The sequence below is a fragment of the Kribbella sp. DT2 genome (assembly GCF_049844575.1).
Taxonomy (GTDB): domain Bacteria; phylum Actinomycetota; class Actinomycetes; order Propionibacteriales; family Kribbellaceae; genus Kribbella.
The window spans coordinates 397,584-415,861 of record NZ_JBNCLH010000003.1 but is presented as its reverse complement, the minus strand read 5'-3'; the positions used below and the strand labels follow the sequence as shown (position 1 = coordinate 415,861).

Here is an 18,278-nt window from a genome sequence, read left to right as displayed (position 1 = left end):
CGTTCGATCAGCCGCACATGGGCTGGTAACTCTGGAGAGCCTTCTCCTTGTCCATCTTCGCGTACTGCTTGCCGTCGATGTCGACGGTGTCACCGCTCTTGCTCGAGGTCACTTTGCCAGTGCCCTTGCCGTCCGACCAGATGACCTGATCGCCATCCTTGCTGAGCTCGCCCGAGGACGACGCCTCGCTCTTGATGACCGCGTTGCTCTTGCCGGCCTGCTCGCACCCGAACGCGTAGTAGGCAACCGAGCTCCCGTCGATCACGAGCTGGCCCTCTTTGTCGTAGTACTCGCCGCTCAGGCCGTCGGAGTCGCCACCACAACCCGCGAGCACCAAGACGAGAGTCGAGAGCGTCGCGGCGGCCGGGATCACGAAACCCTGTTTCCGGAGTCGGATGCTCCTGACGATCATGCTGTCGGCCCCCTCGTGCCTCGGTGGCGCGTGCCCCTGCGACACACAACCCTCCTGGCCTCATTGTTCCATACGCAAAACAGCAGCTGGCTACAGCGCGTTACAGGCGCCGGGCAGCGGGGGTGGCTTCAAAGGCGCAGACCAGCTGTCCGGGATGGCAACATATGGCCTATGCCCACCGATGTCGTCCATCACTTGTACCGGCGTCCCAGCGACCTAGTTCCCTACTGCGGCGTGACGCCCGCCCGAGATCGACTCACGGGCGATTGGCACACCGGGCACAGCCGCGACGATCTGTTGACATGTGTCGAGTTCGGCCTGCCAGTGTGCGCGACGTGCCTGTCGCCGCAGGCTCTCAGTGGCTTCACTCCCCTCATCATGGACGAGGAGCAGTAGCCGCAAACGAGAGCCCCGTAGGCGCCGCTCTCACGACCATCAGCGTCCGACAACCCGGGGCGGCTACCGGACGGCACCGAACGATCAGCCGCGAACCGCTCGAACTCCTGTTCTATTATGACGCCATGGGGGCTCGAGGTCGCGTTTGCACGCCTCCAGAGCCGCCGCCGGACGAACGGCAGCGGCACTGCTGGGTGCGCGCCCGCGTGAACGAGTCCGAACGATGGTGTCCAGGGCTGATCCAGGAATGGCGACGGGCCAACGGTGGCGGCTGGGCGGCGCGGGTCGTGTACGCACCCGACCCGAAGCGCGCCGTGTCGGTAGAGGCCTGGTTCGCCAGGGCACACCTTCGGCGGGTGGAATCGCAGCCGCCGAGTCAGGCAAACGGCGCGATGGCTCGGTACAGAGCTGCCGGCGGCACCACGCACTAAGGCGGGATGCTACGTCGGAATTCAAGTCGGCACATGGTCATTGAGTCGATAGCCTGAGCAGGTGGGAACACTGCGCTGGCGTGAGGATGCTCCGTCCGATCTCGTCCTACTTGCCGTCGGTAAGCGCCTGGCCGACATGGATCAGGCGACGTCTGGTGAGTGGCGCGAGCTTGCGCTCTTGACCGGCACAACTGAGCAGGTCGAGGGGCATGGTCGACTCCTTCGTGCACTCTCCTTTCGTGACGACGATTACGCCGGGGCGGTCTACCAAGTAGTACCTCATCTGTTGGGCGATCTAACACAAAACCCGATGTACTTCGGCCCAAAGGACGTGATGACACGGTTTCCTAAGCTGATGGAGGTGAGCGACTATCTTCAACTTCCGGATTGGATTGCCAGAAATGAGCCCCGGCTTGCCGCTCAGGTTTTGGTCAACGAGGAGGCGGACGCACTCCTGCCGGATGGCACAGTACTTAGTGATGTCGAGGCCGCAGCTGGGCGCCTTGGAGTAGCAGAGATGCGGCGGCAAGTCGACCGTATCCGGCGCGACTACAATGGCGATGCTGAAGCTCTGATAGGCCACGTCAAGGAGTTGGTGGAGTCCACCTGCAAGACAATTCTTGGACTGACGGGGGATGGGCCAGAAACCCGCGATGACGTGCCGGCTCTTGTGCACAAAACACTCACCCACCTCGGGCTCCACCCGAAGGATGTTCAGGCAAGCGGAGCTGACCCAACCGAAGCCAATGCAATCAAGAAGCTATTCGGAGGGTTCAACTCAATCCTCACCGGTGCCGCCGAACTGCGGAACCGACGAGGCGGCGGGCATGGCCGAAGCGGTGCCCCTGTTGCAGACGACTCTGTCGCACGGCTGACCGCGGGCATGGTGCTCGCGGCCGTTCTTTTCCTGTGCGAGGCGTATGAGGAACGCATCTCGGCCGCTTCCGAAACGGGATTAGGCGAAGAGGGGCCACGCCTATCGGAGCGGCAGGTACGGGTAGGTAGCGTGGTCAACCACCCTACCTACGGAATTGGAACGATCGTCACGATGGCCGGCTCCGGCGATAGCTTCAATGCCACCGTGAGATTCAATCAACACGATGAGAAGCGCCTCCTGATGCGGCACGCCCCCCTGGCCTTGGTCCGTCTCTAGGCGAGGGGGCGACGGTACAGACATCAGCTCGGCTCGACCCACGTCATCAATTGCGACTCGACCTCCTCGCCCGTAGCAAGCCGCACTCTGGCTCGTATACCGACCACATCGAGACCAGCAGCCTTCGCCCCCGCAACCATGTCGATAATCGTCTCCATCTTCGTCAGCCACGACACCGCATCGCCGTCCTGCAGCCGGTGCGACAGCACCGGGTTCTGGATAGGGAAGTCGTTCCTACCCATCAGCGTGAAGTGCGCCGGCCTTTCGGGGTCGCCGAGGACTAGCCACAGGTCGACTGTCGCGATGCTGACCGCGAGGGTGCCCGTGTTGCGGATGTCTGCAACTGCCACCTGCTGACGAGCTCTCAGGTGCTCGTTGATATCCAAGATCTGGTACAAAGTCTCCAGATCGCCGGTCACGGCGGCCTCCATAGAGGTGGCCATGAGTCCAGCACTCAGGCTGACTTCGATCTCGCGCGTCGGTCCCGCCTTCGCCACAACCTGCTCGAGCACTTTCTCAAGGATCTCGTCGGTTAGGCCGGCCGATTCCAGGGCTTCGATGCCCTCTGATGGCTCGTTGTCTCGCTTCCATTGCTGAAGGAGCTCCGGCGGATAGTCATCACGCCGCGGGCCATCGACGACCTTGTGGTGAGTCGGCGGCGGGAGTTTCACCCGCCGCCGCTCTTAGAACCGTGCGTGACACTCTCGCGTCACACGGCTCCCACTGTCGAACCGGTGGGGAGCGCTCCGTGGCGCCAGTGCGCGAAGGTGCCTGGGTGGGTGGAAGCGATCTGGACGAGTCGCTTCCGGGCCTTCGCGGGCGCTCGGTGCAGGTGTTTGTATTTCCGCATGGCCCATCGGACCAGATGCGGGTTGATCCGGTTGGCGAGGAAGGTGATCAACTCGGATTTGTAGAAGCGCCCGTAGTAGTTGATCCAGCCCGCCACGACGCGATTGATCATCGTAGCGACCTGTCTGAAGGTCAAGCCGGTGCAGCGCCCGAGGCGCCACCCGCGAATCACGGCCGCCATACGTTTCTTGGCGGCTTTGCTCACCGCGGGCAGGAACCCCGATTTCCAGCGGCCGTCGGTCAACCGGGCGTATCGGGGCCGGAAGTCGTAGCCCAGGAACGTGAACTCGACACCACGGCGGCGTTGGGTTCGGCCTTCCTGAGCGCAGTACACGATCTTCGTCTTCTCCGGGTGAAGCCGGAGCCCGAACCGCCACAGCCTGGCAGCGATCACATTCCGCAGGTACTTGGCCTGTTTCTCGCTGACACAATGAACGATCGCGTCGTCGCAGTACCGTTCGAACCCGACCATGGGTTGCGTCTGAGCCAGCCAGGCGTCAAACGCGTAATGCATGAACAGGTTCGTCAACAAAGGCGAGATCGCGGACCCCTGCGGGGTCCCCTTCTCCCGCTGCTCCAGTGTCCCGTCCGGTCGCTGGATCGGCGCCGTGAGCCACCGCTGCACATACAGCAGCACCCACGGTTTGTCCGTGTGTCTCCTGACCGCCGCGAGGATCGGTTCGTGCGGCACGTTGTCGAAGAAGCCCTGGATATCCAGATCGATCACCCAGGCCCTCTCCCAGCACCGTGCCCGGCACAACGCGACCGCGTCCAGCGCGGACCGCCCCGGACGGTAACCGAAGGAGTCCGGGTGGAACATCGGTTCCACCTCGGGCTCCAGCACCATGGCTACCGCCGTCTGTGCGATCCGGTCGGCCACGGTCGGCACGCCGAGGACCCGCACACCTTTCCCGCCCGCTTTCGGAATCTCCACGGCCTTCACCGGCGGCGGGAAATAACTCCCTGACGACATCCGGTTCCAGATCTTGTACAGGTTCTTTCGCTCGTCCCGCGCAAAATCTGCCAGCGCCTGCCCGTCCACTCCAGCAGCACCCTTGTTGGCCTTGACTTTCTGATACGCCTCCCAAAGAAGCCATTTCGGAACATCAAACGATTTACCCGACGATCCTGGCTTGTCGATCTGACTCATCCCAAACCTTTGGTTGATCAACGATACGCAAACCTGACAGTCCGCCCCCTTCGCTCCACCTCCATTACAGAGGCTTCATCACTACTATGAGACGGCCCGACTTCCCTACCCTGCGACCGGTACTCGACCACTCACGGCTCTTCACCATTCGCGGTTCTCCCTCTCGCCACCCGCACAACCACGGATGTCCCTTCCAGGGCAGGGATCTCTCCCGTTCCGTACTGGAGCCTGGACCGAGCTCGCGCCATCTAAATGCCGGACACCACCAGGCCAATCAACAGGCACCCGCCTGGCTCATCCCGAGGTGCTCACCAGTCCCCGGTTTTGATGTCATTCCATGCATTACGACACGTCATCGATGGTTCACTCGCGTTCGCCTTCTCGGACCACACCTGCCACCTCAACGTGCGGCTTTTTTTTTTCCGTGACGCTCACCACGACAGTCTTCAGCTAACGCAGCTCACGGTGGTTTGGAACCCTCGCCTGCACAACGATTCCGAAGGACCTACCTTCATCTCCAGCACAGCATTCCAATCAAGCAACTCTGGCTTCTACATCAGAACCCCTCAATCGAATTCGGGACACACGGTGAACTGTGCACAGCAGGATGAGGTTTTCGAACGCTCGTCGTTGGCCATCGGTCATCGTTTCGACGAATCGGGCGGATCCTGGAAGCGCCCCGTAGATGTGCGCTATCTCTACCGCGACGATCGGCTCGTCATTCACGAGCTCGAAGATCGGGTGCGGACAATCAGGGAAGTAGCAGGTTCCGCGCGCCAGCCGGTACAGCGCTTTCTCCACCCCGGATCCGTATGAGCGTGGGCCTCGTGCAGCCATGCCATCCCCTCTTCTTCAACTGCCCTTGACCCGACCATAGGCCGCAGGTCCATCACTGCGAGTCCTATGAGGATCGCACCACTGTCCGGTCCACGTATGTCAACGACCTAAGCGATAAGTCGCAACTCCAACGCACGCAAAGCGTCCACGACCGCTGCCCCGCAATCAGGGTCATGTCTTGCCGACCGCAACAGCTGAAGAGTGCCCTCATCGCCAACCGTTCCGAGCGTCGAGATGACGAACTCAACCTGATCGGAAGCCCAGCCATGCCGAAACCGAGGCAACCCGGCCCGATTGTTCATGCCCCAGGTCAGGAGCTGCCGAAGCTCGATTCCCCATCGGTCTTTGAATTCTGCGAAAGGCCGAGTCTCGTCTGCTCGGAAGTCGGCTCGACTCAGGTCGTACATCACCTCGAGGCCGGCTTCCGGGTGCTTGCGAAGGAATTCCCAAGCGGACTCGATCGGCTCCGCCGTGTTCAGCCCGCGGCAGGTAGCGAAGATGAGCTGATCCACCGCGTTCCAGGCCCCGGCGAACGGGTCCGCGTGTTATCCGGTACGCCATACCGGCTGGCGGTGACGTCGTAGACGACAAGACGAGGTGGGCGGTGGAGTGTCGGCGGCGTTGATATCAGGTACAGCATCCTCGCTGTTGAGGACGTCCGCCTGTCGGTGCTCGCTTCTACCTTGATAGCCGACCGAGAAGGAGGTGCCGCATGGCATCGACCCAGCGAGTGGCGATTCCGGATGGCGTGACGTGGACAGTCGTCGACGACGAGGCCCACGTGATCGAGCACGTCGAGTCGTACCTGGACTTTGTCCAACAGTCTGACTACTCACCGAACACGGTGCGCTCGTATGCGAAGAGCCTGGCTTTGTGGTCGACGCACTTGGCGGGTCGCGGCCGTGCGTGGGATGCAGTGCAGTTGACCGACTTCGGCTCGTTCCTACAGGCGCTTCGTGCCGGTGAAGTCGGTTCCAGTACGACCGCGTTGAGATCGACCCGGGTTGTCTCCGACGCGACCGTCGCGGCCCGGGTTCGTCCGGTGATGAGCTTCTACCGGTTCCACGCAGCGATGGGAGTGCCGGCGGCCCCGTTCCTGTACGAACAGGTGAGCCGTCGCCCCGGCCGCTACCTGCCCTTTCTGGAGCATGTGGCCCGTCGTGGGACCCGGAGCCGATCAACCGTCAAGGTGCGTGTCCGGCCCCGGGAGGTGCCCGTACTGGAGCCCGCGAGCGTCGATGCACTGATCACGGCCGAGGGCGACTTCGACACCTCCAGCGGGGAATGGTCGGGCGATCTGCGTTACCGGTTGTTGTGGACGCTGCTGGCGGAGACCGGGATGCGGATCGGCGAGGCCCTCTCGCTGCAGCACCGAGACTGGGCCACGGGTCGAGGGGACACGGCCTCGGTCCACATCGTTCCTCGACCGCACCCGCACGGTCTGCAACTCAAGAGCGGGGCCAGGCGAGTGTTCGTGGGCAGCCGACTTGACCGTCTCTACGGCGACTACGTGTGGTGGCTGTGCGATCGTGGCGCCGACGCCGTCATCGAGGACTGGGACGCGGCCTACATCTTCTGCAACGCCTTCCGGGAGCCGATGTTCGCCCCGCTGCGAACGGAGAGCGTTTACGCGCACCTGAACCGGCGGAAGCGCCAGATCCCGGAGCTTCCGTCGGGGATGACTCCGCATTGGTTCCGTCACACCCACGCCACAGCCCTGCTGCTGGCGGGCACTCCACTGCACGTGGTCAGCCGCCGTCTGGGCCACCGCGACGTGCAGACCACCACCAACACGTACGGGCACGTCACCGACGACGCCGAGCTGGCCGCGTTGGCCAACTGGCGCCACGTTGTGCACGGTTGGGAGTCGACTGCAGATGACTGAGCAACCAAACCAAGCCCAGCGCAACGGGCACGCAGGGAAACGACGGGACCGGCGAGACCCACGGCTACCGGTCTCCGAGATGTTCGATGCCGACGTGGCCGCCACTCTCTGGGAGTCTCTACCCGAGGACTGCCGGCGCGACCACTTCGACAAGACCACCATGCCCGAGCGGTACCGCGCGGCTGTGGCTGAGACAAGAGTTGGGGGTCCGTGGACCACGATCGCCCTCAACATGCGAGGCCTCCCCGAGCCGATGACTGGGGAGCTGGCGTGGTTGCTGCACCGTGAGATCGAGCTCGGACGGCGCGTCTACCCTCTGGCCTTCAACGCGACGACCAGGGTGTTGCGGGTCGCCACCGGTCAGGGCGGAGCCCCCGCTCGAACGGCCCAGTCGTTGTTGCAGTTGACGCCCGAGGAGTGGCTACACCAGGCCCACGGCGCGCGTCTGCGCGGTGCCGATCTGGGGCGCAGCAACGACGACCACGCGCTGCACACGATCCGCCGGCTCCAGGACGTCTTGGTCTACCCGTACCACCGGGGAGACTGGTGGCAGCTGAATGTCTGGAACCCTCAGCTCGATCCGCGCGTCCCGCAGCGCGATCATGAGCCGTACGGGCGCAACATCGCCAACTTCAGCCACCTGACCAGCGACTGGCTCCGGGAGGGCGCGAAGTGGTGGCTGTCGACCTGCCTGGAGACGGAGCGCTACTCCTGGAGCACGATGAAGACGCGGCTGGACGGGCTGAAGTGGCTGCAGCGTTACCTCGACGAGGCCGGCGACGCCGGCCCACCGCTGGTCGTCGACCCCGATGAACTGCGTCTCTTTGTCCGTGGCTTCCTGGCCGATGTACGCAGTCACAGGGTGACGTGCGGACCTCGAACGGGCCAGCCTTTGGCGGCGAACCCGCGACGAGCGATCCTGACCACGATCGAGCAGTTCTACGCCTGGATGTATGACAACCGGAGGGATGCGGCGACCACCTTGCGCGAGCCGCGGTGGCTGGCACTGGGTCCGGCTCACAGCGTGCTGTTCCGCGCCGGCGACAAGCCACGACTGACGAACAAGCGCAGCGAAGACATGGTGCTCGAGGACGACGTCGTGGCCCGCATCGCCGAAGGAGCCGAGCTGTTGGCGCTGCCCAAAGCCGAGGGCGGGCTCGGTGATCTCGCAGCGTTCCACGCGTTGATGCTGCTGATCCGAACCGGTCGCCGGGTCAACGAGGTACTCATGATGGACTTCGACCCCCTGCGGCCGCTGGTCGGCGCCAAGGACAGCGACGAGTCCGGCCTGGTCGCCCGAATGCGCTACCAGCAGACCAAGGTCCAAACCGGCCAACCGAACTCGATCCCCGTCGACGCCGAGGTGGTCGCCATCATCCGCACCCAGCAGATCGAGGCCCGCCGACACATGTCCAGCATGGGCTGGACGGACCGTGAGCCGCGCTACCTCTTCCCCCGACCGAGAGAGAACCGCAACGGCGCGCATCCCTACTCCGCCGCCACGCTCCACAGCATCCTCGGCAAGCTCACCGACCGGCTCGGCATCACCGACAGTCAGGGACGGATCGTGGCGATCAGCAAGACCCACCGATTCCGGCACACCGCCGCAACGAACCTGCTCAATGCCGGGGTCCCACTGCACGTAGTCATGCGCTACTTCGGCCATGTCACCCCGGAGATGACCATGCACTACGCGGTCACCCTCGCGCAGACTGCCGAGCGCGAGTTCCTGCGGTTCAAGAAGGTCACCACCGACGGACGCCCACTGCCCCTGGACTCCGAGGACCTCTACGACGTCCTCCAGCTCGACAAGCGGGCCGACCGAGTGCTGCCCAACGGCTGGTGCATGCTCCCACACAAGCAGGTGTGCAATCGCGGCAACGCCTGCCTGTCCTGCGACAAGTTCGTCACTGACGCCAGCCACGCACCGGAATTGCGACGCCAGCTCACCGACACCCAGCGGCTCGTCGAACAGCGCCAGTCGGCGTTCCTGGCCAAGTACGGCACCCCGATGGACGAGGACAACGTCTGGGTACAAGGCCGCGCCGCCGAAACCGCCTCCCTGCGCCAGATCCTCCTCGCCATCGAGGACGTCAGCGGTACATCACAGGCCGTACGAGGGGCCGGCGCCAATGACAGGGCCCAACGCAACGACGCCGCGGGAGAGGGTGCTGGATGAGCGAACACCTGGTCCGAGCCGCCAAGGCTCGTCACGACGACGTGATGAAGCGCGCCACCAAGGCGCTTCAAGAGATGGCCAAAGCAGGCGAGGCGATCACCTTCGTCGCGGTCGCCCGCCGAGCCGAAGTCTCCACCGACTTCCTCTACAGCACCCCGACCCTGCGATCGAAGATCCTCGAGTTGAGAGGTGGACGTCACGCACCGACCTCGGCCCCACCCCAAGACGACGGCACCTCAAGCACGAGCGCGATCCGCGCCCTGTCGACCCAACTCAAGGAACAACGCCATCGCCACCGCCATGAACTCGAGGCACTCCAGCGCGCCCTCGCCGCCGCGCACGGAGAGAACCTCAAACTCCGCCGTCGACTCGCGTACCTCGACGACCAACACCCCGACCCCGAAGTTCGCTGATCGGCGTCCCGGATAGCCCCCCATCACCGGGCATTGTCCAGGGCGGGTCTTACGGCACACCCGAACATGCGTTCGGGCGCCGACCTGCATTATCACCGCAAGGGGTTCCGCCATTGGGACGGTTCTCGCGGCAGTGGCGGGCGTGTCGTCACGTCGCTTGGGGTTCGACTGCAGCCGTGGGGGGGTGTCGGGTCTCCCATACGATGCGCACGGCACCGATGCTCACCAATGCGGTGAGGGTGAGCAAGGCCGGTGCGAACAGCGCGGGAGCGATGAGGGCGGCCGAGGCGGCGGCGGCGATGAGTCGATCGGTGGCTATCCGGTGGTGATCGCGCCAGCGGTAGGCGACGTCGCCGGCGTAGGCTAGGGCCACTCCACCGGTCAGGGCGACGGCGGGCAGCAGGTGGAGAGGGTCGAAAACCGTGTCGATTGCCTGGTGGGCTCCGAGTGCGAAGAACACGATGCCGGCCACGATGAGCAGATGCAGGTAGCTGTAGGCGTCGCGGGCCAGCCGGTTCCGCTCAGATCCGTCGGTGGACACAAGTCGTGCCTGAGCAGCGTCGGTGAGGCTGAAGTAGGACCACCAGAGCTGGCCGGCGATGAGCAACGCCAGGACGACTGCGGCCAGTACGCCGGGTTGGCTCAGGTCCTGGTTGGCGCCGGTGCCGACCTGGACGATGCTCTCGCCGAGGGCGATGATGATGATCAACCCGTGCCGGTCGACGAAGTAGCGGGGCAGCACGCGAAGTCCGCCGACTCCGATGACCAGCGGGCCGCCGAGGTCGATCAGCGCGGCGAGGATCCATACCAGCTCGCGGTATGGCGCACCGAGGAACGCGGCGATCAGGATGAGGCAGGGTCCGGCCAACATGGTGGGCACAAGGCGGATGGCCGCTGACCGCTGCTCGCGGCTCTGCCCTGTTTCGAGAACCAAGAGCACCAGATGCACGAGCCGCACACACAGGAAGGCCACCGCGAAGACCAGAGCCCGATCGCCGAAAGCATCGGGTAACGCGATGCCGGCGACCAGCATCGCTGCCATCGCGGCAATGGTCAGAATCCGTGCCGCCACTCCGGCATCGGCGGTGGTGTTGGTCAGCCAGGCGTAGCAGACCCACGCCCACCACACCGCGGTCAACGCCAACGCGCCTCGTCCGAGTCCCAGCCACGAGCCCTCGGCGAGCATCAACTGGGTCACCTGGGCCATCGCGAACACGAAGACCAGGTCGAAGAACAGCTCGAGGGGGTCCGTGGTCCGGTCGTCGGTCTCGGTGCCCGGCTCGGCGGCATTCACACCCATCGAAGCTTCCTCCTGACGGATCGGACTGCGCAGCAGCGTCGTTGCCTTCAGCCGATCACCAAGGTCCTCCAACCGCAAGGCATGCGCGCAGCCCAGGAGCCACGCATCTCAGCCAGTGACCCTCGCAGTCTTGCCCAGCGACCCATTATTGACGCGGTCACCAGGGTGCGGCGTAACGTCGATTGCGTTCGGGCGTGTGTCGCCATTGACCATGGGGATCGGTGGGTACCTGCGGATATAGCAGGCACGTACACAACGGTAAGGTGCATATGACCATCAATCTCGAATCCGTATCCCTCGAGGACGCTCAGCGCGTCATGGCCGCCGGTCAGGCGAAGGCCGCCGAAATCGAGTCGCCGAGCAACGTCGCCGTCGTCGACGCGGGCGCGAACCTCGTCGCCCACATCCGCATGGACAACGCATGGGTGGGCAGCGTCGACATCTCGATCAACAAGGCCTTCACGGCGCGGGCATTCGACATAGCCACTAAGGATCTGGCCGAGAACGCACAGCCCGGCGAACAGTTCTACGGCATCCAGGGCTCCAATCAAGGACGGGTGATGATTTTCGCCGGCGGGATCCCGCTCCGCCGCGCAGGCTTTGTCGTCGGGGCGGTAGGGGTGAGCGGAGGCAGCGGCGAGCAGGATCAGGCGGTCGCCGAAGCAGCCGCAGCGGCGTTCTGAAGGCCACGACAGAGCGAACCAACAGAAGGAGACCAAGATGGCGACACAGGTCAGCAAAGCGCTCTTAGTGCGACTCGAAGCGCTACCCGGCCGGGAGGACGAGGTCCGCGACTTCCTGAACCAGGGGCTGTCGATCGTCGAGGGAGAGCCGAAGACCGTCAGGTGGTTTGGCGTCCAGTTCGGCCCGTCGTCGTTCGGGATCTTCGACGCCTTCCCAGACGACGACGGACGTCAGGCCCACCTGTCGGGCGACGTGGCAAAGGCCCTAGGAGAGAACACGGGCAAGCTCTTTGAGGAGCCCACGATCGAGCAGCTCGACGTCGTGGCCGAGAAGCAGCCCGCCTAACGGCGGAGGCCGGGCTCGGTATCGACGAAGCCTGCGCCTAGGCGGTTCACTTAGCGGAGCCGCGTCGACGGCAGCCGTGTCCGGACCCGGATCGCGTGAGATGAGTGTGCCGATGCTCGCTGTGGTTACGACCATGTGCTTGCCGCGACCCCAAGCGGGGACTCGTTGTCGGGGGCGGGCTGGCCGCTCGCCACCTTCCATGCCGCGACGGTGTCCAAGCAGGAACGCCGAGTCCCGACACAGCCCCGCAGACAAGGGCAAGGGCAGCCCCAGTGCCGTGCCGGCCGCGCCGGGTGTGGTTTCCACTTCGGGCGGACCGCCTTCAGCGCGGTGGCGAGCGTGCGGTTAGGGTCGCCCTGGCTTCCAGCGATCGCGTTCAACTTCACTGGTGCCGGACGATGACAGAGCCGAACGTGCCCAAGGCCGCGACAGCCAACGATCCGCCCGCACATCGATCAACGTCACCGGCGCAAGGGAAACGCTCTCGTGGCGGTGATCGGCGGACGCCCGGAGTTCGGCACGGGTCGAGCTGGAGAGGCCGGCGGACGACGGGCAGCGCGACGAAGACGCAAACTTCGCACTGCAGTACGCCAGCGTCGCGCTGGGACTGATCAAGGCCCATGCCGCGGCGATGGGCGAAATGGAGAACCGACTGAGTCGTGACCTCCTCGACGACCTCCTCGAAGGCATCCCGGGCGAAGTGGCCAGAGACCGGGCCACCGCTCAGGGCCACGACCTTCGCGTTCCGCACGACCTGGTCGTGTCGGTGTGGTCCTCCGACGCGGGTTCGCGCGCTGACGACCGCGACGTCGACCGTGTCCGGACCGCCATCGCACACCAGCGTCTGCCCTGCCTGGTGACTCGGACCCATGGCATGGTCGTGGTTCTCGCCCATCACGGTCTCGACATCAGCAAGCTGTACGACGACCTGTGTCGCGCCCACGACCACACCGACGGCGTCGTCGCCAAGGGCGAGCCGGCCGCTTCGCCGGAGCAGATCCCGGGCGCCTACGAGCAGGCCCAGAGAGCACTCGCGGCTCGCCGGCAGTCCAGCGACCCGCGCGGCGCCATCGCCTACTCCGACTTGGGTGTCGACCGGATCCTCGCCCTCGACGGCAACTCCGGTGAGGTCGAACGCCTCATCAACGACTGGCTCGCCGACCTGATGTCATACGACCACGGTCATGGCACCGATCTCGTGCCTACACTTGCGACGTACCTCGATCATGGAGGCAAGTACGACGACACGGCACGTGCTCTCTCGATCCACCGCAACACACTGCGCTACCGGCTCGGCCGAATCACGGAGATCTCGGGCCACGACCTCGCCGACGTCGAGACGAAACTCAACCTGCACCTAGCGGCACGCGCCTGGCGACTCCGCCGCGCACCCAGTCGCTGAGCTCGCCGCACGACCCACCCCAACCCGCCATGCCCCGTGCCTTCACTCGGCGCCGGTGGGACGCGAACGACGACGTGGCGGCGGCGGGCCTGCGAGCTGACTGCGCGCCACGACCAGGTCCTCACCGAGCTCACCGCGCACCTGGTCGTTCCGCGCCTCCTGCGGACTTTCCACCAGGACGCCCCGGGAGTGCGGTGCTCCTGCGGCAGGAGGCCCGCAGAAGATTCTCCGCGACCTGATGACCGGCGCGTCCGAGCTGGCCGTCACGTCGATGCGTCCACCGGGCGCGCTCGGCTGGATCCAGCTCCAGCAGAAGCGACTGATGCTGATCAGTTCGCTCGACCCACCGGCTGCGCAACCTACGCCGGGTCGGACTCCACGAGCTCGCCGGGAAGGAACTCGTGACGACGCCGGTCGGCTTCGGCTACCGCTCGCTGGTCGAGGGCTCATTGCCGAGGCCGGTGTCGCCCGCCGCAGCTCCTTCGAAAGCGGTGACCTCGCCACCATCGAGGGACTGGTCGCGTCGAGACTCGGTGTGGGTCGGGCGGTCCGGCACCATCGGGCTCGCGCTCACGACGCCCGGGGGCGCGTCGTACGGTCGGCCTGACCTGGCGTGACGACGTCGAACTGGCGCCCGCGGCCGCTCGGTTCCTGGCGTTCGTCGTTCAGAACAAGACGTTCCCGGAGTGAGGTGTCAGATCACGAGCGCGGCGATCAGTCCGGGCGACGAGACGGGCGGCGTCGGACGCTGCGTAGAAGTCGCTGATGATGCTCGGGATCTGGCTCATGAGTCTGCTTGTGGTTGCTGCGCCAGGCGGCGCGCAAGGTACGGCGCGGTGGCACTGCCCTCGGTCGAGGCGACGTCGGTGGGGGTGCCGGTGGCGACCACCCTTCCACCCGCATCGCCGCCGCCGGGGCCGAGGTCGATGACCCAGTCGGCGGTGGCGATCGTGTCGAGGTCGTGCTCGACGAGGACGACGGTGTTGCCGGCCTCGACGAGCAGGTGCAGTTGTCGCAGCAGCAGGGCGATGTCGGCAGGGTGGAGGCCTGCCGTCGGTTCGTCGAGCAGGTACAGCGCGTGGCCGCGGCGTGCTCGCTGGAGCTCGGTGGCCAGCTTGATGCGTTGCGCCTCACCGCCGCTGAGCTCCGTCGCGGGCTGACCCAGCCGCAAGTAGCCCAGCCCCACCTCGCGCAGCGTCTCGAGGCTCCGGGAGGCCGCGGGGACGTCGGCGAGGAACGTGGCCGCGTCGTCGACCGTCATCGCCAGCACGTCGGCGATGGTCTTGCCCTGGTAGGTCACTTCCAGCGTCTCGGGGTTGTAGCGGGAGCCATGACAGGTCGGGCACGCCGCGTAGGTGCCCGGCAGGAACAACAGCTCGACAGCCACGAAGCCCTCGCCTTGACAGGTCTCGCACCGGCCCTCGGCGACGTTGAAGGAGAACCGACCGGCGCCATAGCCGCGGGCCTTCGCCTCGTCCGTCGCGGCGTACAGCTTGCGCACCGCGTCGAACATCCCCGTGTACGTCGCCAGATTGGACCGCGGCGTGCGCCCGATGGGGCGCTGGTCGACCAGGACGAGACGGTCGAACGACTCGAGCCCCGACGCGTCCTCCACGTCGACCTCGAGGTCGGCCTGGTCGGGGTCCTCGGGGGCCAGACCGAGGTGGCAGCGCACGAGCTCGGCGAGCACCTGCGTGACCAGCGTCGACTTGCCGGATCCGGAGACCCCGGTGACGGCCGTCAGCACGCAGAGCGGGATGTCGACCGAGACGTCGGTGAGGTTGTGGCGCGAGACGCCGCGCAGGTGCAGGTGGCCGTGCGGGGTCCGCGGGGTGTGGTCGAGGGGCTCGGCGCGCCCGAACAGGTACTGGCTCGTGGCGGACTCCTTGACGGCTTCCAGGCCGGCCACCGGGCCGCTGTAGAGCACCCGACCACCGCCTTCCCCGGCGCCCGGCCCGATGTCGACGACCCAGTCGGCGCGTCGTACGACGTCCATGTCGTGCTCGACCACGAAGAGCGAGTTGCCCGACGCCTTGAGTCGGGCCAGCACTTCGAGCAGCGGCTCGGCATCGGCCGGGTGCAGGCCGGCCGAGGGCTCGTCCAGCACGTACACGACGCCGAACAGGCCGGACCGCAGCTGGGTCGCGATGCGTAGGCGCTGGGCCTCGCCGGGCGACAGGGTCGTCGAGGAGCGGCCGAGACTGAGGTAGCCCAGGCCGAGGTCGAGCAGCACCTCGACCCGCGCGACCAGGTCGGCGCAGATCCGCACCGCTACCTCGTTGGACTCCTCGGGCAGCTCGGCGACGGGCCGCAGGAGGGCGACCACTTCGGCGAACGACATCGCGTTGACCTCGGCGATGGAGCGGCCGGCGACGGTGATCGCGAGCGCCTCCGGCCGCAGCCCGCTGCCGTGGCATTCCGGACAGGGCACGCTCCGCACGAACCGCAGCGCCCGTTCGCGCATCCGCTCGCTCGTGGAGTCGGCGAGCACGTGCATGACGTGCTTGCGGGCGCTCCAGAACTTGCCGTAGTAGCCGTGGTCGACGCGGTCACGTTGTGGCTTGATCAGCACGGACGGCTGCTCGTCGGTGTAGAGCAGCCAGTCCCGGTCCTTCTTCTTCAGCCTGCTCCACGGCTTCTCGATGTCGATGCCGAGACCGCTGACGATGCTGCGCAGGTTGGCGCCCTGCCAGGCACCGGGCCAGGCGGCGATCGCGCCGTCGCGGATGCTCAGCGACGGGTCCGGGACGAGGAGGTCCTCGGCCACGTCGTGCACGACGCCCAGCCCGTGGCATCGCAGGCAGGCGCCGGCGGCGGTGTTGGGCGAGAAGGCCTCGGCAGCCAGGTGAGCGGCACCCTCCGGGTAGGTCCCGGCGCGCGAGTAGAGCATCCGCAGGAGGTTCGACAGCGTCGTGATCGTGCCGACCGTCGACCGGGAGCTCGGCGCACCACGCCGCTGCTGGAGGGCCACGGCCGGCGGGAGTCCGGTGATCTCCTGCACGTGCGGCGCACCGACCTGTTGCAGTAGCCGACGGGCGTACGGCGCGACCGACTCGAAGTAGCGGCGCTGCGCCTCGGCATAGAGCGTGCCGAACGCGAGAGACGACTTGCCGGATCCGGAGACCCCGGTGAAGGCGACCATGGCGTCGCGCGGGATGTCGACGTCGACGTCGCGCAGGTTGTGCTCACTGGCGCCCCGCACGTGCACGAAGGTGTCGCTCGGGTCGTAGGTCACCACTCATCTTACCCCCTGCGCCCTGGGGGGAGAATCCCTGGACATGACCTCCTACCGGTTCCTGGACGCCATGGGTGCCGTGGTGGAGGAGGGCGACTTCGAGGACCACACCGCAGTGCTCGCCTGGGCGAGGGACGGCGACCACGACGAGGACGTGCAACGGGTCGAGTACCTCGGGCCGCAGCGCGACTGGCGCTGGGCGGGTCCACTGCTCGACTGACGTCCTAGGCCATCGAGGGCGCCGAGGGAATGTACGCGTGCGGCGACGGGGAACTGGCACATGACCAGCAGCTGGCGTGGCCCGCTCGCTCGAAGGCAGGTGGCCGTAGAAGTGGGCCGTCACCAGCCGGTGGAGCGTCCCGGTGGCAAGGGCAGGTCCAGCGCATCGCCGAGGACCACCACCCCTCCCGCAAGTCGCGGCTGGGCCACTCGGGCCATCGCCGGCTCTGGTCGAGTCCCACCGTGAACCCACGCAGATGCCCGGTCAAGAACCCGGTGCCACAGGCAATGTGCACCGTGCACCTCGGTGGCAGACCACGCACCAGTTCGACCACCCGGTGCACCTCGGCGTGCCACCTCGGTCGATCGCTATCGGCGAAGGTAAATCTGCCCCTCCTACCATTCGTCGTGGTCCGCGGAATGCCGGTCGTGGTATTACGCGGTCGTCGGCTCCCGCGCGAAACGCGGGCAAACGAGACGTCATGACCGAAGGTCGCCACCTCGCGCGGGCTCATGCCCCTCTCAGACTTCCCGATCCCGTACTCCGATCCGCGTGCGGGTGACCGAACACCCCGAACTCCGGGTGAGCTAGCGTTCCGGTGTGGCGTTGAATCATGTAAGACGAGGGAGCGGCAGCCCACTGTTGCTGGTGCACGGTCTGGGCTCTGGGTGGCGATCCTGGTCCCCGATCCTCGACGAACTGGCTGAGACTCGTGAGGTCATCGCCGTCGACCTGCCGGGGTTCGGCGAAACGCCGCCGTTGACCGGCGAGGTCTCGATCGCCACCCTGACCGACTCCGTCGCGGACTTCATCCGCGAACAGGGCCTGGACGGGGTCTCGACCGTCGGCCAGTCGATGGGCGGCCGAATGGTGCTCGAGCTCGCGCGGCGGGGCGTCGGCGGCGACACCGTGGCGTTGGACCCGGGCGGCTTCTGGAGCGATCGCGAGCTCCTCGTGTTCGGTGCCACGCTGCGGCCGTCGATCGCATTGGTCCGAGCGCTGCGAGGCATGCTGCCAGCACTGCTCGGCAGCTCTGTGGGAAGGACTCTGCTGCTGGCGCAGTTGTCGGCGCGGCCCTGGGCGCTCTCGCGCGAGACCGTGCTGCCGGACGTGCGCGGGCTGGCCGACTCCCCGGCGACGGGCGCTGCCTTGGACGCCCTGACCAAAGGGCCTAAGCAGCAGGGAGCCCCGGCTGGCACAGTGCCCGGCCGGGTCACGATCGGTTGGGGTCGTCGTGACCTGGTGACCGTGCCGAGACAGGCCGCACGTGCTACGGAGCTGTTCCCCGACGCGGTGCTGCACTGGTTTGAGCGGTGCGGTCATTTTCCACAATGGGACGCACCGCACGAAGCGACACGACTGATTCTCGACAGCACCGATTGAGGTC

General features: G+C 66.1%; 16 protein-coding genes. 10 read left to right on the top strand and 6 right to left on the bottom strand.

The features are described 5' to 3' along the window. Positions 1-7: 7 nt before the first annotated feature. On the bottom strand, positions 8-412 hold the full coding sequence (locus ACLQ2O_RS15370; protein ID WP_425831675.1) for a hypothetical protein: 405 nt from the start codon (positions 410-412) through the stop codon (positions 8-10). 888 nt (positions 413-1,300) lie between these two features. Here ACLQ2O_RS15370 and ACLQ2O_RS15365 point away from each other — a divergent pair. Then, positions 1,301-2,392, top strand: coding sequence for an abortive infection family protein (locus tag ACLQ2O_RS15365; RefSeq protein WP_425831673.1), 1,092 nt, complete (start codon positions 1,301-1,303; stop codon positions 2,390-2,392). Between the two features lie 23 nt (positions 2,393-2,415). On the opposite strand, the gene ACLQ2O_RS15360 is transcribed toward ACLQ2O_RS15365, so the two are convergent. Together ACLQ2O_RS15360 and ltrA are read right to left on the bottom strand one after the other, a co-directional pair. After that, on the bottom strand, positions 2,416-3,063 hold the full coding sequence (locus ACLQ2O_RS15360; protein ID WP_425831671.1) for a hypothetical protein: 648 nt from the start codon (positions 3,061-3,063) through the stop codon (positions 2,416-2,418). Between the two features lie 38 nt (positions 3,064-3,101). Beyond that, positions 3,102-4,391, bottom strand: a complete 1,290-nt coding sequence (gene ltrA / locus ACLQ2O_RS15355) for a group II intron reverse transcriptase/maturase (RefSeq protein WP_425831669.1) — start codon at positions 4,389-4,391, stop codon at positions 3,102-3,104. Between the two features lie 327 nt (positions 4,392-4,718). Between ltrA and ACLQ2O_RS15350 the strand changes: the two genes are divergently transcribed. The 4 genes from ACLQ2O_RS15350 (at position 4,719) to ACLQ2O_RS15335 (ending at position 9,705) form a co-directional block, all read left to right on the top strand. After that, the gene (locus ACLQ2O_RS15350) at positions 4,719-5,207 is read left to right on the top strand and encodes a hypothetical protein (protein ID WP_425831667.1); all 489 of its coding nucleotides are present in this window, start codon (positions 4,719-4,721) and stop codon (positions 5,205-5,207) included. Positions 5,208-6,009: 802 nt separating this feature from the next. Beyond that, positions 6,010-7,113 carry a tyrosine-type recombinase/integrase gene (locus ACLQ2O_RS15345; RefSeq protein ID WP_425831665.1) on the top strand — a complete coding sequence of 368 codons (1,104 nt, stop codon included), beginning with the start codon at positions 6,010-6,012 and terminating at the stop codon, positions 7,111-7,113. Further along, positions 7,106-9,292, top strand: coding sequence for a tyrosine-type recombinase/integrase (locus tag ACLQ2O_RS15340; RefSeq protein ID WP_425831663.1), 2,187 nt, complete (start codon positions 7,106-7,108; stop codon positions 9,290-9,292). Before ACLQ2O_RS15345 ends, ACLQ2O_RS15340 begins: the two co-directional genes overlap by 8 nt. Next, positions 9,289-9,705, top strand: a complete 417-nt coding sequence (locus ACLQ2O_RS15335; protein ID WP_425831661.1) for a DUF6262 family protein — start codon at positions 9,289-9,291, stop codon at positions 9,703-9,705. The genes ACLQ2O_RS15340 and ACLQ2O_RS15335 overlap by 4 nt, the downstream gene beginning before the upstream one ends. A 148-nt stretch (positions 9,706-9,853) precedes the next feature. Here the strand turns inward: ACLQ2O_RS15335 and ACLQ2O_RS15330 are convergent, their stop codons facing one another. Further along, on the bottom strand, positions 9,854-11,077 hold the full coding sequence (locus ACLQ2O_RS15330; protein WP_425831659.1) for a low temperature requirement protein A: 1,224 nt from the start codon (positions 11,075-11,077) through the stop codon (positions 9,854-9,856). 197 nt (positions 11,078-11,274) lie between these two features. On the opposite strand from ACLQ2O_RS15330, the gene ACLQ2O_RS15325 reads away from it, so the two are divergent. The 3 genes from ACLQ2O_RS15325 to ACLQ2O_RS15315 all read left to right on the top strand — a co-directional run bounded on the left by ACLQ2O_RS15325 (position 11,275) and on the right by ACLQ2O_RS15315 (position 13,436). Then, positions 11,275-11,688: a GlcG/HbpS family heme-binding protein gene (locus ACLQ2O_RS15325; RefSeq protein ID WP_425831657.1), complete on the top strand. Its 414-nt coding sequence runs from the start codon at positions 11,275-11,277 to the stop codon at positions 11,686-11,688. Positions 11,689-11,725: 37 nt separating this feature from the next. Next, positions 11,726-12,034, top strand: coding sequence for a putative quinol monooxygenase (locus ACLQ2O_RS15320; RefSeq protein WP_425831655.1), 309 nt, complete (start codon positions 11,726-11,728; stop codon positions 12,032-12,034). Between the two features lie 640 nt (positions 12,035-12,674). Next, positions 12,675-13,436, top strand: a complete 762-nt coding sequence (locus ACLQ2O_RS15315) for a PucR family transcriptional regulator (RefSeq protein WP_425831653.1) — start codon at positions 12,675-12,677, stop codon at positions 13,434-13,436. A gap of 42 nt (positions 13,437-13,478) precedes the next feature. On the opposite strand, the gene ACLQ2O_RS15310 is transcribed toward ACLQ2O_RS15315, so the two are convergent. Further along, positions 13,479-13,610, bottom strand: a complete 132-nt coding sequence (locus ACLQ2O_RS15310; protein ID WP_425831651.1) for a hypothetical protein — start codon at positions 13,608-13,610, stop codon at positions 13,479-13,481. 610 nt (positions 13,611-14,220) lie between these two features. Next, positions 14,221-16,671, bottom strand: coding sequence for an excinuclease ABC subunit UvrA (gene uvrA / locus ACLQ2O_RS15305; protein ID WP_425831649.1), 2,451 nt, complete (start codon positions 16,669-16,671; stop codon positions 14,221-14,223). A gap of 43 nt (positions 16,672-16,714) precedes the next feature. Between uvrA and ACLQ2O_RS15300 the strand changes: the two genes are divergently transcribed. Both ACLQ2O_RS15300 and ACLQ2O_RS15295 read left to right on the top strand, forming a co-directional pair. Further along, a complete protein-coding gene (locus tag ACLQ2O_RS15300) occupies positions 16,715-16,891 on the top strand; it encodes a hypothetical protein (protein WP_425831647.1) in 177 nt (58 codons plus the stop codon). Positions 16,892-17,491: 600 nt separating this feature from the next. After that, a complete protein-coding gene (locus ACLQ2O_RS15295; RefSeq protein WP_425831645.1) occupies positions 17,492-18,274 on the top strand; it encodes an alpha/beta fold hydrolase in 783 nt (260 codons plus the stop codon). Positions 18,275-18,278 lie beyond the last annotated feature (4 nt).